The sequence below is a fragment of the Kitasatospora sp. NPDC087314 genome (assembly GCF_044744365.1).
GTDB lineage: Bacteria > Actinomycetota > Actinomycetes > Streptomycetales > Streptomycetaceae > Kitasatospora.
Map to the genome: position 1 here is coordinate 268,831 of NZ_JBIUYE010000002.1, position 14,143 is coordinate 282,973.

The 14,143-nt window shown below is 72.5% G+C and carries 12 protein-coding genes; 3 read left to right on the plus strand and 9 right to left on the minus strand.

Translation table 11 applies throughout. From position 1 onward, the window contains the following. Positions 1-163: 163 nt before the first annotated feature. Positions 164-430, minus strand: a complete 267-nt coding sequence (locus tag ACIO5E_RS05045; RefSeq protein ID WP_280681189.1) for a hypothetical protein — start codon at positions 428-430, stop codon at positions 164-166. A 749-nt stretch (positions 431-1,179) separates the two neighbouring features. Between ACIO5E_RS05045 and ACIO5E_RS05050 the strand changes: the two genes are divergently transcribed. Continuing rightward, positions 1,180-3,378 carry a CDP-glycerol glycerophosphotransferase family protein gene (locus tag ACIO5E_RS05050; RefSeq protein ID WP_400663931.1) on the plus strand — a complete coding sequence of 733 codons (2,199 nt, stop codon included), beginning with the start codon at positions 1,180-1,182 and terminating at the stop codon, positions 3,376-3,378. A gap of 134 nt (positions 3,379-3,512) precedes the next feature. Here the strand turns inward: ACIO5E_RS05050 and ACIO5E_RS05055 are convergent, their stop codons facing one another. Continuing rightward, positions 3,513-3,725: an EF-hand domain-containing protein gene (locus ACIO5E_RS05055; RefSeq protein ID WP_280681185.1), complete on the minus strand. Its 213-nt coding sequence runs from the start codon at positions 3,723-3,725 to the stop codon at positions 3,513-3,515. A 175-nt stretch (positions 3,726-3,900) separates the two neighbouring features. Here ACIO5E_RS05055 and ACIO5E_RS05060 point away from each other — a divergent pair, with 175 nt between their 5' ends. Then, a complete protein-coding gene (locus ACIO5E_RS05060; RefSeq protein ID WP_400663933.1) occupies positions 3,901-4,569 on the plus strand; it encodes a lysophospholipid acyltransferase family protein in 669 nt (222 codons plus the stop codon). 52 nt (positions 4,570-4,621) lie between these two features. On the opposite strand, the gene ACIO5E_RS05065 is transcribed toward ACIO5E_RS05060, so the two are convergent. The 4 genes from ACIO5E_RS05065 to ACIO5E_RS05080 all read right to left on the minus strand — a co-directional run bounded on the left by ACIO5E_RS05065 (position 4,622) and on the right by ACIO5E_RS05080 (position 8,926). After that, complete coding sequence (locus ACIO5E_RS05065) at positions 4,622-6,463, minus strand: ABC transporter ATP-binding protein (protein ID WP_400663935.1); 1,842 nt, start codon at positions 6,461-6,463, stop codon at positions 4,622-4,624. 212 nt (positions 6,464-6,675) lie between these two features. Next, positions 6,676-7,449: an SDR family NAD(P)-dependent oxidoreductase gene (locus ACIO5E_RS05070; protein ID WP_400663936.1), complete on the minus strand. Its 774-nt coding sequence runs from the start codon at positions 7,447-7,449 to the stop codon at positions 6,676-6,678. Positions 7,450-7,575: 126 nt separating this feature from the next. Further along, positions 7,576-8,256 carry an alpha/beta fold hydrolase gene (locus ACIO5E_RS05075; RefSeq protein ID WP_400664426.1) on the minus strand — a complete coding sequence of 227 codons (681 nt, stop codon included), beginning with the start codon at positions 8,254-8,256 and terminating at the stop codon, positions 7,576-7,578. Between the two features lie 73 nt (positions 8,257-8,329). Next, positions 8,330-8,926: a LysE family translocator gene (locus ACIO5E_RS05080; RefSeq protein WP_400664428.1), complete on the minus strand. Its 597-nt coding sequence runs from the start codon at positions 8,924-8,926 to the stop codon at positions 8,330-8,332. A gap of 211 nt (positions 8,927-9,137) precedes the next feature. Between ACIO5E_RS05080 and ACIO5E_RS05085 the strand changes: the two genes are divergently transcribed. Next, on the plus strand, positions 9,138-10,502 hold the full coding sequence (locus tag ACIO5E_RS05085) for a PLP-dependent aminotransferase family protein (protein WP_400663938.1): 1,365 nt from the start codon (positions 9,138-9,140) through the stop codon (positions 10,500-10,502). A gap of 144 nt (positions 10,503-10,646) precedes the next feature. On the opposite strand, the gene ACIO5E_RS05090 is transcribed toward ACIO5E_RS05085, so the two are convergent. Genes ACIO5E_RS05090 through ACIO5E_RS05100 form a run of 3 tightly spaced genes read right to left on the minus strand, consistent with a single transcriptional unit; the run spans position 10,647 to position 14,091 of the window. Beyond that, a complete protein-coding gene (locus tag ACIO5E_RS05090) occupies positions 10,647-11,552 on the minus strand; it encodes an SDR family oxidoreductase (RefSeq protein WP_280681174.1) in 906 nt (301 codons plus the stop codon). Next, complete coding sequence (locus ACIO5E_RS05095; RefSeq protein WP_400663940.1) at positions 11,549-12,529, minus strand: alpha/beta fold hydrolase; 981 nt, start codon at positions 12,527-12,529, stop codon at positions 11,549-11,551. Before ACIO5E_RS05095 ends, ACIO5E_RS05090 begins: the two co-directional genes overlap by 4 nt. Next, positions 12,526-14,091, minus strand: a complete 1,566-nt coding sequence (locus tag ACIO5E_RS05100; RefSeq protein WP_400663942.1) for a flavin-containing monooxygenase — start codon at positions 14,089-14,091, stop codon at positions 12,526-12,528. The genes ACIO5E_RS05095 and ACIO5E_RS05100 overlap by 4 nt, the downstream gene beginning before the upstream one ends. Positions 14,092-14,143 lie beyond the last annotated feature (52 nt).

Consider the following 14,143-nt stretch of genomic DNA (forward strand, 5'->3'; position numbering starts at 1 on the left):
CCTCGCGGACTCCGCTTGCCAGGGAGGCAAACTGCACTAGGGTGAAAGGTTCAGACCAAAGTAGCCGGGGCGGGGTGGGCGGGCGCAGGTCAGGGGCCCGCGCACACCGAAGCCCCGGCGGTCCGTGTGGTCCGCCGGGGTACGGGTCCAGCAGGTGAGCGGGTTAGCCGCGACTGCCGAAGAGGCTTCGCCGCAGCCGACGCAGTGGCGCCAGCAGCGACACCCGCACGTGGCGGCGCCTGGCCGTCGGAGCGCTCTCGCCGCGCGGCGTCAGCTCTCTTATCAACCCGAGCGCCTCGGCGGTGTCCACCGCCGAGAGTGCGGGCGCGCCGAGCACGGCCAGGTGTCGGTCGATCCGACGGCCGGTCGTGCCGACACCGCACTGGATCGCCGGCACGCGGGGCCGAGTCCGCACTTGCATGTGTTCCATCAGTTTCCCACCCCTACGAGGCGCCAGGGCCGTGAGGCGAAGACTATCCGCGATGGACGGCCTTCGCGCAACCGTCCTTGGTGTTGTGCCACCGTATCGTGCGGCGTCAACTGACGATGCACCAGGGGCCACCAGGCCGGTCACGACTAGGCATCAATGATGGTGCACGACCGGCCATCCGTCAGCAGGACCCGGAGCGCGGACCCGGCGCCCGGTGGCCCGGTGCACGCCCGGCGCACGGGGTTTCACGGGCGGCCCGGTGGTCGCACCGGCCACAGCGGCGATCGCGGCGACGGAGGCGGCACGGACCCGGCCGCGGATATAGGGGACGGCTCCCGGTCGTCGACAAAGCGACCGGTCGACTCGGCCACGCTTCATGAAGTGAACACATCCGAGGGATTGACTCCCGGGATTCCTCCAAGCAATATCTGTGAGAACGTGCTCATGCCGGATCGCACCCAGGCATGTGTTCGAGTGATGAAGAACTCCGGCTCCTGCGAGCCACTGCTCGGCCGCCTCGACGCTGCGGTGGCCAGGCTCGCGAGGTGCCCGGACCGGCGGCCGGCCGTAGAGGGTCGGCCGGGCCGCCACCAGGCTGCCGGTGCCACCCCGCTCGGGGCCCGGCACCGGCGGCTCCGGGTCCGGAGCCCCGCCCCCGGGGCGGCCGATCGCCCCGCCGACGCCCGCCAGGCGCCCCCTCCCCGACGTCCCCGCAGGTCGGACCCGGTGGATCGGTAGACTCGGCCAGCGTGCCCCTCCTCCTCAGCATCGTGCTCCCGGTCCACGGCGTGGCGCGGTTCCTGCCGCGCTGCCTCGACTCGATCCTCGGCGACACCCCCGCCTCGGAGACCCGTTTCGAGGTGATCGCGGTCGACGACCTCTCCCCCGACGGCTGCGGCGCCGTCCTGGACGCGTACGCGGCCCGCGACCCCCGGCTGCGGGTCCTGCACCTCACCGAGAACCAGGGCCTCGGCGGCGCCCGCACCGCCGCCCTGCCGCAGGTGCGCGGCGAGTACGTCTGGTTCGTGGACAGCGACGACTGGCTGCCCGAGCAGACGGTCGGCACGGTCCTGGACGAACTGGAGCGGGAGCGCGCACGCGAGACGCCCGCCGACGTCCTGCTGACCGGCTTCACCCACGTCTACCCGGACGGCGGCACCGAGCCCAACCCCTGGCGCCACGTGCTGGCCGACTCCCCGCTGGTCGAGGGCTGCACGCTGGCCGAGCACCCGGCGCTGTTCCAGACCGTGATGTCGGTGTGGAACAAGGTGTTCCGCCGCGCCTTCCTGGAGGGCCTCGGTGTCTCCTTCGGCCGCGGCTACTACGAGGACATCTCGGTCACCTACCCCGCGCTGCTGGCCGCCGAGCGGCTGCGCTACCTCGACCGCCCCTGCTACTTCTACCGGCGCGGCCGGGACGGCGCGATCACCGCCACCGCCTCCCCCAAGCACGCCGACGTGTTCGCCCAGTACGACGCGATCTTCGCCTTCCTGGACCGCCCGGACCGCCCCGGCCAGCCCGTCCCGGACGCGCTGCGCACCCTGGTCTTCGAGCGGACCGTCCGACAGGCGCTGAACGTCTACGACACCCCCGGGCTGGTCCCCGCCGACCGGCGCAAGGACTTCTTCCGCCAGATCGCCCGGCACTTCGCCGGCCACCGCCCGGCCGGCTACCGCTACCCCGGCGGCGTGCGCGGCGTGCAGTACCGGCTGGCCGCGCGCGGCGCCCGGATCGCGTACGCGGAGCTGCGCCGCACCGGGCGACTGCCGGGCGAACTCAAGCGCGGGGCACGGGCGGTGGCGCCCGCGGTGAGGAAGGGCGTGCGCAGCGGCGCCAGGTTCACCGCGTACAACGCCTTCCGCCGGCTGCCGCTGGACGAGCACCTGGCGGTCTACGCGGCGTACTGGCACCGGGGTTACGCCTGCAGCCCGGCGGCGATCTACGAGAAGGCGCGGGAACTGGCGCCACAGATCCGGGGCGTGTGGGTGGTGGAGAACCGCGCCCAGGCCGCGACCATACCGCCCGGCGTGCCGTACGTGATCGTCAACACCCCCGCCTACCTGAAGGCGATGGCGACCGCCAAGTACTTCGTCAACAACGTCAACTTCCCGCGCACGATGGCGAAGCGGCCGGGCACGGTCCACGTGCAGACCCAGCACGGCACCCCGCTCAAGGCGATGGGCATGGACCTGCGCGAGCGCCCCGAGGCCGCCGAGGGGATGGACTTCGACCGGCTCCAGGAGGCCATCGACCGCTGGGACTTCCTGGTCTCCTCCAACCCGCACACCAGCGAGCACTTCGCCCGCGCCTTCCCCGGCCGGTACGAGATGCTGGACACCGGCTACCCGCGCAACGACCGGCTGGCCAACGCCGCACCGGCGGAGGTGCGCGCCATGCGCGAACGGTTCGGACTGCGGCCCGGCACCACCGCCGTGCTGTACGCCCCGACCCACCGCGGGGACCAGGGCGGCTACGTGCCGCTGCTGGACGTACGGGAGTTGGCCCGCCGGCTGGGCCCGGACTTCACCCTGCTGGTGCGCACGCACTACTTCCACACCGGCGGCCCGGGCGACCTGGCGGCGGACGAGGGCTCGGCCGCGATCGTGGACGTCTCGGCCCACCCGACCGTGGAGGACCTCTACCTCGCGGCGGACGCGCTGGTGACGGACTACTCGTCGATGATGTTCGACTACGCGGTGCTGGACCGGCCGGTCGTGGTCTTCGCACCGGATTGGGAGGAGTACCAGCGGGTGCGCGGCGTCTACTTCGACCTGTTCGCGGAGCCGCCGGGGGCGGTCACGGTGGACGCGGACGGGCTGGCGAAGGCGCTGCTGGCGGGCGATCCGGAGCCGGCCGCGCGGGCGCGGTTCCGGGCGAGGTTCTGCCCGTGGGACGACGGCGGGGCGGCGGAGCGGGTGGTGCGCCGGGTGTTCCCGGTGGAGTCCTGACGCGGGGACGCGCGGGGTCCTGACGCGAGGGGTTCCTGACGCGGGGGTCCTGACACGTCGGTACCAGGGGCCCTCGCGGGCCTCCGAACGGGGCCGGCGCCGCCGGTACGGCGACCGGCCCCGTCGACGCGGACTCAGCGCCGGCGGGCGGCCAGGAACTCCGCGAAGGTCAGCACGCCGTCGTGGTCGGTGTCCATGGTGTGGATCAGCGCCTCGGCCATCGAGATCGTCACGTCGTGGTCGCCCATCTCGTTGGCGACCAGCGCGTACTCGGCCGGGGTGATCTTGCCGTCGCCGTCCTTGTCGAAGCGGTCGAACATGGCCTTGATCGCCTCAGTGGTCTCCATCGTGCCCTCCTGGTACTGCGGGGTTGTGCTCGGTTCGGACGGCCGTACCCTACCCGGCCGTGGTGCGCGCCACGGTCGGCGGGAGTGGACGGGCGCGGGGGTGGGTGTCGTAGTCTGCGGATCTGATTGCAGGCCCGGGCTCCTCCCGGGCGATCGTTCGTCCAGGGAGGGAACCATGCTCGATCTCGCCACCAGGCTGGTGCTGAAACCCGTCTCGCGCGGTATCTGGCGGCCGGTCATCGAGGGTGCCGAGAACGTGCCGCGCAAGGGCGGGGTCATCCTGGCCAGCAACCACCTGTCCTTCATCGACAGCGTGGTGATCCCGCTCACCACCCCGCGCCGGGTCCACTTCCTCGCCAAGGCCGAGTACTTCACCGGGACGGGGCTCAAGGGCCGGCTGTCCAAGGGCTTCTTCGAGGCGATCGGCGCGGTGCCGGTCGAGCGCGGCACCTACCGTTCCGCTCAGGCCTCGCTGGAGTCCGCGCTGGAGATCCTGGAGGACGGCAAGGCCTTCGGCATCTACCCCGAGGGCACCCGGTCGCTGGACGGCCGGCTCTACCGGGGCAAGACCGGCGTCGCCTGGCTGGCGCTCACCGCGGGCGTGCCGGTGGTGCCGGTGGCGCTGGAGGGGCCCGAGCAGATCCTGCCGGTGGGCAAGCGCGTGCCGCGGATCAAGACGGTGACCGTCCGGTTCGGCGAGCCGCTGCACTTCGACGGGTTGCACGGGCAGGCCCGTTCGCTGAAGGCCCGTCGGCAGGTGACCGACGAGGTGATGGCGGCGATCCAGCGGCTCTCCGGCCAGGAGGTCGTGGAGAGCTACAACGAGGTGCCGAAGGCCGCGTAGGCGCGGCCGCTCGCACCTGCCCGACCACGACGACCGCCCGCGAGGCGGCCGCTCACACGTGCCCGAGCACGGCCGGCTCCGGTGTGGCGGCGGCCGACTCCGGCGCCTCCCGGCGCAGCAGCGCCGCGTAGCGGCCGTCCAGCTCCACCAGTTCCTCGTGGGTCCCGAGTTCGACGACCTCGCCGTGGTCGAGGACGGCGATCTGGTCGGCGGCCCGGACGGTGGAGAGCCGGTGCGCGATGGTGATGGTGGTGCGGCCGGCGGCCAGGGTGTCCACGGCCTGCTGGACGGCGTGTTCGGTGCGGTTGTCCAGCGCGCTGGTGGCCTCGTCGAGGATGAGCACCGGCGGGTTGCGCAGGATCGTACGGGCGAGCGCGAGGCGCTGCTTCTCGCCGCCGGAGAAGCGGTAGCCGCGCTCGCCGACCAGGGTGTCGTAGCCGTCCGGCAGGGCGGCGATGGTCTCGTGGACCTGCGCGGCCCGGGCGGCCTCGACCAGTTCGGCGTCGGTGGCCTCCGGCCTGGCGAAGCGCAGGTTCTCGGCGACCGAGGCGTGGAAGAGGTAGGTCTCCTGGGAGACCACCCCGACCGCGCGGGCCAGCGTGTCGAAGGACAGGTCGCGCACGTCCACGCCGTCGATGGTGACCCGGCCGCCGGTGACGTCGTACAGCCTGGGGACGAGGTAGCTGAGCGTGGTCTTGCCGGAGCCCGTCTCTCCGACCACGGCCAGTGAACTCCCGGCCGGGACCTTGAGTTCGACGCCGGAGAGGGTGGGCCGCTCCTGCGCGGGGTCGTAGCGGAAGTCGACGTCCTCGAAGCGGACCTCGCCGCGGATGTCGGTCAGGGTGAGCGGCTTCGGCGGCTCGGCGATCTCCACCGGCAGGTCGAGGTACTCGAAGATGCGCTGGAAGAGCGCGAGCGAGGTCTGCACGTCCACGCCGGTGGAGAGCAGGCTGACGGTCGGGCGGAACAGGCCCTGCTGGAGGGTCACGAAGGCGACCAGGGTGCCGACCGAGACGATCGGCGCGCCGCCCGCGGCGGACAGGCCCGCCGCCCAGTAGATCACCGCGGGCATCGCGGCCATCACGATCTGGATGGTGTTCATCCGCCAGCGCCCCGCCATGCTGGCCCGGACTTCGAGGTCGGCCAGCAGGTCGGACTGCCCGGTGAACTCCCGGGCCAGCGAGTCGGAGCGGCCCATCGTGCGGCCGAGCAGGATGCCGCTGACGGACAGCGACTCCTGGACGGCCGAGCTCATCGCGGCCAGCTGCTTCTGCCGCTCGGTGGTGATCTTCTTGCGCTCGTTGCCGACCCGGCGGCTGATCCAGACGAACACCGGGAGCAGCAGCAGCGAGACGACGGTGAGCCGCCAGTCGAGCGCGACCATGGCGGCCACGGAGGCGATCACGGCGGTGAAGTTGGAGACCAGGCTGGTCGCGGTGGACGTCACCGTGGACTGCATGCCGCCGATGTCGTTGGCGATCCGGGACTGCACCTCGCCGGTGCGGGTGCGGGTGAAGAAGGCCAGCGACTGCCGCTGCAGGTGGCCGTAGACCGCGGTGCGCAGGTCGTGCATGACACGCTGGCCGACGGTGGTGGAGATCAGCGTCTGCAGGACGTTGAAGATGCTGTTCACCACGGCCGCGAGCACCATGCCGAGCGCGAGCAGGCTGAGCAGCCCGGTACGGCCCTGCGGGATGGCGGTGTCCAGCACGGCCTTGAGCAGGAACGGCGAGACCACCGACACGACGGCCGAGGCGGCGACCAGCAGGCCGACGACGGTGAGGCGGCCCGCGTAGGGCCGGAAGAGTGCCAGGATTCGCCGCCACTGGGCCGGTGGGCGGGGCTCGCCCTGGGCTCGTTCGGGCGGCGTCCAGTCGATGGCGGTGGGCCTCAAGGGCGGACCTCCGTGGGTCGGGCGGTCGGGCGGCCGCCAGCATAGCGAGCATAGCTCATAGTTAGACTAGCTAATAGTGAGGGCTGCTCTATTCCCTGTCGTCCCTCACTGCTCTCCGCCACTGCCCGCGACTCCTCGCCGTGCGTCACCGTCCCGCACCGTCCGGTGCCGTCCGGCGCTCTACGCGCCGCGGCCGCCCGACCGACCTCGTGTCAGTTCGTCCGGTAGCTGCGCGCCGCCTTCGAGGACAGACCCCCGAGCCTGCCGGACGGCAGCAGCCGGGCCAGGGCGACCACGGCCTTGTAACGCTTGCCCGGCACGGACAACGAGCGACCCCGGGCCAGGTCGCGCATCGCCTCCTCCACCACCCGCTCGGCCGACAGCCAGGACCACGCCGGGATGTTGCCGGTGCCCATGCCGGCCCGCTCGTGGAACTCCGTCCGGGTGAAGCCCGGGCAGAGCGCCATCATCCGCACCCCGGTGCCGCCGAGGTCGCGCAGCACGCCCTGGGTGAAGCTCACCACCCAGGCCTTGCTCGCCCCGTACGTGCCGCGCGGCAGGAACGCCGCCACCGAGGCGACGTTCACGACCGCGCCCCTCCCGCGCTCGCGCATCCCCGGCAGAGCGGCCGTGGTCAGCCGCAGGATCGCCTCGACGTGGACCTTCAGCATGTCGAGCTCGTCCTTCAGCGGGACGGTGAGGAAGGCGCCCTTGTTGCCGAAACCGGCGTTGTTGACGAGCAGGTCCACCGGACGGTCGGAATCGGCGAGCCGGGTCTCGACGGCCGCGATGCCCTCGTCGGTGGCGAGGTCGGCGGTCAGCACCTCCACCTCGATGCCGAACCTCCCGCCCAGGTCGGCGGCGGCGCGCTCCAGGCGCCCGGTGTCCCGGGCCACCAGGACGAGCTGGTAGCCGCTACGGGCGAGCCGGCGTGCGAACGCGGCTCCGATGCCGGCGGTCGCGCCGGTGATCAAGGCTGTGGTCATGCCCCGACGGTACCGACTCGCTGCAGCCACGCCCACACCGAGTGCAACATCCGTGCCCGGCCGGGCCTGCCTGGACGTGGGATCACACATGGCCGCGTGAAGGAGCCGTGCCGGTCCGTGATGGCTTCAGGGTGCCGGCTGGTGTTCGGGGGTGAGGAATCCCTGGACGATCGCGTTGAACGCGTGTGGCGCCGTCACGGGCAGAAGGTGGCCTGCGTGCGGAACGACGATCAAGTGGGCTCCCGGGATGGTCGCCGAGGTCCGGCGGGCGTCCGGCAGGCTGGCGCGATCCCGCTGACCGCACAGCACGAGCGTGGGTGCGGCGATCCGCTGAAGCACGTCGGAGAGGTCGCTCGCCTCCAGGGCGTCCAGCACGTCGATCCACGCGCCGCGATGGGGAAGGTCGGAGATCGCCCGGACCAGCCAGCCAGGGCGACGTCGTCCGCTCCGGAGTTGCCGCGGCGACGTCTTGCCCGGTGCGATCTCAGGACCGCCGGACAGCACCAGCCGCGCAACGAGGTCCGGGTGCTCAGCTGTGACTCGTGCCGCCACGATCGCCCCGAGGGAATGGCCGCACAGGTGCACCGGCCCTAGTTGTTGAGCGATCTCAGCAACGGATTCGACTGCCGCCGCCATGCTGAACGGACCTGGCGTGCCGCTGAACCCAGGCAGATCAGGGGCAACGACATGAAAGCGACCGGACATTGCTTCCATCTGACGTCGCCACATGCGTGCGCCTCGGCCAGCGCCGTGCACCAAGACCAATGCCGGAGCCTCAGCGTCACCGGCTTCCCGAACATGCATCATGATCACAAGATGGCACCATCGCCGCCTCCAGGCCAGACCAGTCCCAAGCCGGTGAACCTTCTCGGTCACAGCACTAGGCGGCGACGGCCTTGGCGCGGTCGGTGGCGATGTGAACGGCGAGGCCGCCGAGGACCGTTCCCATGGCGTAGCGCTGGATCCGCAACCAGCCCGGGCGGCGGTTCAGGAAGGAGGCGATGCCGCCCGCGCCCACCGCGATCAGCCCGTTGACGGTGACCGCCACCACGATCTGGGTCAGGCCCAGCACCAGGCTCTGCGCCGCGACGTGACCGCGCTCGGGTGCCACGAACTGGGGCAGCAGCGAGATGTACATGATGGCGATCTTGGGGTTGAGCAGACAGGTCAGGAAGCCCATCGCGAACAGCCTGCGCGGCGGGTCCGGCGGCAGCTGCTGCGGGGCGAACACCGCCGTACCGCCCGGGCGGACGGCCTTCCAGGCCAGCCACAGCAGGTACCCGGCGCCGGCCAGCTTGATCGCGGTGTAGAGGGCGGGCACCACCGAGAACACGGCGGCCACGCCCGCCGTCACCGCGGCCAGGTAGACCAGGAAGCCGGCCGCGACCCCGGTCAGCGACAGCAGCCCGGCGCGGCGGCCCTGGGCGATCGACCGGGAGACCAGGTAGATCATGTTGGGCCCCGGCGACAGCACCATGCCGAGCGCCACGGCGGCGACCCCGAGCACGGCGTGCCCGTCCACGGCGGATACGGCCGATCCGGCGGATCCGGCCGATCCGGCGGGGCCGGCGGCTACGGCGAGGGTCAGTGCTTCCATGCCAGGAGGCTAGGGCCGGTATCGATCTCAATGCAATGATGACTTTGCACTCGGTGCAATCCTGTCAAGTTGCATGGAGAGATGCCCGTCGATGGACGACTACCGCCTGATCGCCGACGAGATCGCCGCCGCCATCACGGGCGGGCGGCTGCGACCGGGCCAGCAACTGCCCACTCAGCGCGCGTTCGCCCGCAGCCGGGGCATCGCCAACTCCACGGCGGGACGTGTCTACCGGGAACTGGCCCGACGCGGGCTGACCACCGGGGAGGTCGGACGCGGCACCTTCGTCAGGGCCGGACACGGGGCTGGCGGCGGGGCGGGCGGCGGGGCGGGCGGCGACCGGGTGGCGCTCGCCGAACCGGCCGGTGCGCCGGTGGACCTGGAGCTCAACTACCCCGCCGTCCCCCAGCTGTCCGGGCTACTGGCCACCGCACTGGCGCCACTGCTACGGGCGGACGCGCTGGGCGCCGCGCTCGCGCCGGTGGGCGCGGCCGGGACGGGCGCGGCCCGGCAGGCGTTCGCGGAGCTGGTGTCGGACGGATCCCGGGAGGTCGCCGGGGAGGAGCTGCTGTTCGCGGGCAATGGTCGGCAGGCCATCGCCGCGGCGCTGTCCGCCCTGGTGCCGCCCGGTCACCGGCTCGGGGTGGAGGCGCTGACCTATCCGGTGGTCAAGGCAGTCGCCCAGCGGCTGGGCATCACACTCGTGCCGCTGGCCGTGGACGAGCACGGGCTGCTGCCCGACGTCGTGGCCGCCGCCCATCGGACCGCTCCGCTGCGCGCCGTCTACGTCCAGCCGCGACTGCAGAACCCGCTCGGCGGGAGCCTGCCGTACGAGCGGACGGCCGCCCTCGCCGAGGAGCTGCGCCGGCTCGACCTGTGGGCCGTGGAGGATGCGATCTGGTCCTTCCTGCGCCCCGAGTCGACCGCGCTCGCAGCCCTCGCACCGGAGCGCACCGTCCTCGTCGACAGCCTCTCCAAACGGCTCGCACCCGGACTGACCACCGGGTTCGCGGTCGTCCCGGCCGCGCTGCGCGAGCGGGTGGCCGGCGCGCTGCGCTCGGGTGGCTGGGCGCCCAGCGGGTTCGCCCTGGAGGCGGCCGTGCGCTGGATCGGGGACGGCACCCTCGCCGCGGTCGCGACGGCCAAGCGCGCCGACGCGACGGCCCGCCAGCAGTTGGCGCGCGAGGTGCTGGCGGGGCAGCGGGTCCGGGCCGACCCGTGCTCGTACTACCTGTGGTGGGAGCTTCCGGCGACCTGGCGGGCGGAGACCTTCGTCGCGGCGGCGGCGCGCGCCGGCATCGCGGTCACGCCTGCGGCCGCGTTCGCCGCCGACCCCCGGCGCTCCCCGTCCGCCGTCCGGGTCGCCCTGGCCTCGCCGCCGCTACCCGTCCTGAGCCGGGCGCTGGAGACGCTCGCGCGGATCGCGCGGGGGGCGGCGGAGGAGTGGGTGGAGTGACGGGGGCGGGCGGGCGAGTGAGCGGGCGGAGCACCGACGGCCGGCAGCCGACGGGCAACAAGTAACAGATGACAGATGTTGAAATCTGTCATCTGTTACCTGTTTGCTGAAATCTGTCGGCTGTCGACCGTCCGCCGCCGGCCGTCAGCGGCCCGCGTCGCTCCGGCCACCCCGCACGGCCGTGTCCGCGGCTCCGCCGGCGCCGACGGCACGCAGGCGGGAGGCGGCGGTGGCGGCGAGCTGGGGGGCGATCCGGGCGACATCGCGGGAGCCGACCGCCGCGATCAGGCTCGGCAACAGCCAGCGGACCGGCTGCATGCCGCGCAACCAGGCCTGGGCGTAGACATGGGCCGACCGGCGGGCGATCCCGGCCACGATCCGCTCCACCGCCGGCTCCAGCGGGTAGGTCTTGTTGGCCGGCCACGGCAGTCGGGTCCGCATCTGCTTGAGCACGGTGTCCTCGTCGGCGCCGCGCACCATGTCGGTGTCGGTCCAACTCAAGTACCCCACACCGACCTTGACACCCTGATAGGCGACTTCGGCCCGGAGCGAGTGGGCGAAGGCCTCCACCCCTGACTTACTGGCACAGTACGCACTCATCAGCGGCGCGGGCGTCAGCGCGGCGAGTGAGGCGATCTGCAGCAGGTACCCGCGACTTTCGGCGAGGGCGGGCAAGAAGGCCCTGGCCGTGGCGACGCTGCCGAGCAAGTTGACCTCGATGACCCGACTGAACGCCCGGTGGTCGCTGTCCGTCAACGGCCCGCCGATGGCGATGCCGGCGTTGGCGACCACGGCGTCGATCCGGCCGTAGTGCTCCTTGATCCGGCCGGCGGCGTCGCTGAGCGCGTCGAGGTCGGTGACGTCCACCTCCCAGCTGGTCGCGGCCGCACCGCACTGCGCCGCGACGGCCTTGAGTTCGTCCGGTTCCAGCCCGAGGAGAGCGACCTTGGCCCCGCGCCGGGCGAGCGTTCGGGCCAGCGACGCGCCGACCCCGCGGGCGGCCCCGGTGACGACGACGACCTGTGCGGACAACGGCGGAATGGCGTTCATGCGACGGCGTTCCTCTCGGAGGCGGAGGCAGCGGCAGGAGCGGGGATGGACATGGGGACGGAAGCGGCGGGCAGGTACGCGGCGGCCATCCGGTGGATCTCGGCGGCGACCTCCACCGGCCGCTCCAGCGGCGCCATGTGGCCGACCCCGGGAAGAAGCAACAGGCCTTGCGCGTCCGCGAGTTCGGCGACGATGCGGTGTGCGTGCACCGGCGGCGTCAGCCGGTCCGCAGTGCCGACCACGACGGCGGTCGGCGCGGCGAGCCGGGCGAGTCCGGCGTGGACGTCCAGGCGGTCGAGGACGCCCGCCCAGTTGGCGCGGACGACGGTCGGACAGGCGTGCACGATGCGGGCCGTCGCCTCGACCTGCCCGGCCGACGAACCAGGGCCCATCGTGGCGTACTTGAGCGCGACGCGGCTGGCCGGCGAGACCGGACCGAGCGGCAGCCGGGAGCGCAGCAGCTGCCGGTGCAGGAAGCGGCGCAGCCGCGGGGAGCGCACCGCCTCGGGCAGTACGGCGAGTTCGGCCACCAGCTCGCCCGGCCCGGTGGAGACCAGGACGGCGGCGGCGGTGCGGTCGGCGATCTCGGGGCGGCCACCGGCGGCCATGATGGTCATCCCGCCCATGCTGTGCCCGGCGAGTACGGCCCGCTCCCCCACCGGGACGGTCCGGGCGAGGACGGCGGAGAGGTCCTCGGCCAGCGCCCGGGTGGAGTAGCGGGCGCGGCTCGGCGGGATCTCGCTGTGCCCGTGGCCGCGCTGGTCGTAGGCCACCACCCGGTAATGGTCGGCGAGTTGGCGTATCACCGGTGCCCAGAAGGCGGTTGAGCAGGTCCAGCCGTGGGCGAGCACGACCGTCGGCGCCCCGGGCTGGCCGTGGACCTCGACGTGCAGCCGGATCCCGTCCGCCGAGCGGACGCTCAACTCCTCGACGGGCGCTGGTGCGACGTACTCGGCGGGCAGCGTGACGGCCCTCACGCGGACACCTCCTGGGTGGTACGGGCGGCGACGCCCTGTCCGGCACGCATGATCAGCTCGTACTCGCCGAGGTCGACCTTGCGGGTGGCGCGGCGGAACGCCGTGGTGGAGCCGGGCCAGAGCACGGTGTTCTTGCCGTTCGGGTCCAGGTACCAGCTGCGGCAGCCGCCGGTGGTCCAGACGGTGCGGTCCATCCGGTGCTGCAGTTCGAGGTTCCACTGCCGCTGGGCCCGGGCAGTGGGCTGCATCGCGGTGGCGCCGATCGATCCGAGCGTGGTCAGCGCGTCGATCAGGTAGTTGAGTTGGGACTCGATCATGAGGATCATCGAGCTGTTGCCGAGGCCGGTGTTGGGGCCGATCACGAAGAACAGGTTCGGGAAGCCGTGCACGGTCGAGCCGCGCAGTGCCTCCATCCCGTCCTTCCACTCCTCGGCCAGGCTGGTGCCGTCGGCGCCGAACACCCGGGCCCCGATGGGCATGTCGGTGACGTGGAAGCCGGTGCCGAAGACGATGGCGTCCACCTCGTGCTCGCTGCCGTCGGCGGCGACCAGGGTGGAGCCGCGCAGTTCGCGCAGGCCGGAGGCGACGACCTCGGTGTTGGCCGCGGCGAGCGCCGGGTAGTAGGTGTTGCTGAGCAGGATCCGCTTGCAGCCGATCCGGTAGTCCGGGGTGAGCTTGGCGCGCAGGGCCGGGTCGGACACGCCCTGGGCGATGTGGCGTTCGGCGATTTGCTGGACCACGCGCAGCAGCCCGGGGCGGCGCACGAAGGCGTCCACCTGGAGCTCGCGGAGCGCGAACAGGGTGCCGCGGCGGATGGTGCCGGTCAGCGGCAGACGACTGTGCAGCCACTTCTCCAGCTGGCTGATCTCGCGGTCACGGCGCGGCAGGACCCACGCCGGGGTACGCTGAAAGATCGTCAACTTGCCGACCTGTGGCTGAATCGACGGGATGATCTGGGCGGCGGAGGCGCCGGTGCCGACGATCGCGACCCGCTTGCCGGTCAGGTCGTAGTCGTGGTCCCAGCGGGAGGAGTGGAACACCTTGCCGGGGAAGGCGTCGAGCCCCGGCAGGTCGGGGATCTGCGGGTCGGCGAGCGGCCCGGCGGCGGAGACCACGGCGTCGGCGGTCCACTGACCGGCCGAGGTGGTGATCCGCCAACGGGTCTGTTCGACCTCCCAACGGGCCTCCAGCACTTCGGTGTTGAACCGCAGGTGCGGGCGCAGGCCGAAGACGGTGGCGACCTTCTCCAGGTATGCGCGGATGTCCGGCTGGCCGGAGAAGCTGCGCGGCCACTCGGGGTTGGGCGCGAAGGAGAAGGAGTAGAGGTGGGAGGGCACATCGCAGGCGCAGCCGGGGTAGCTGTTGTCGCGCCAGGTGCCGCCGACCGAGTCCGCGCGCTCCAGGACGACGAAGTCGGTGATCCCGGCGCGGCGCAGCCGGACCGCGGCGCCGAGGCCGCCGAAGCCGGAGCCGATCACCGCCACCCGGACGTGCGGGACGGCCTCGTCCGCCGTCGGGGCGCCGGACGTGCCGGAGCGGGGGCGCTTGCTGCTGGATGCCATGCGGCCTCCTCGTGAGGGTGGGGCGGTGATCTTCGCGCTGCCGTTCCGGTAC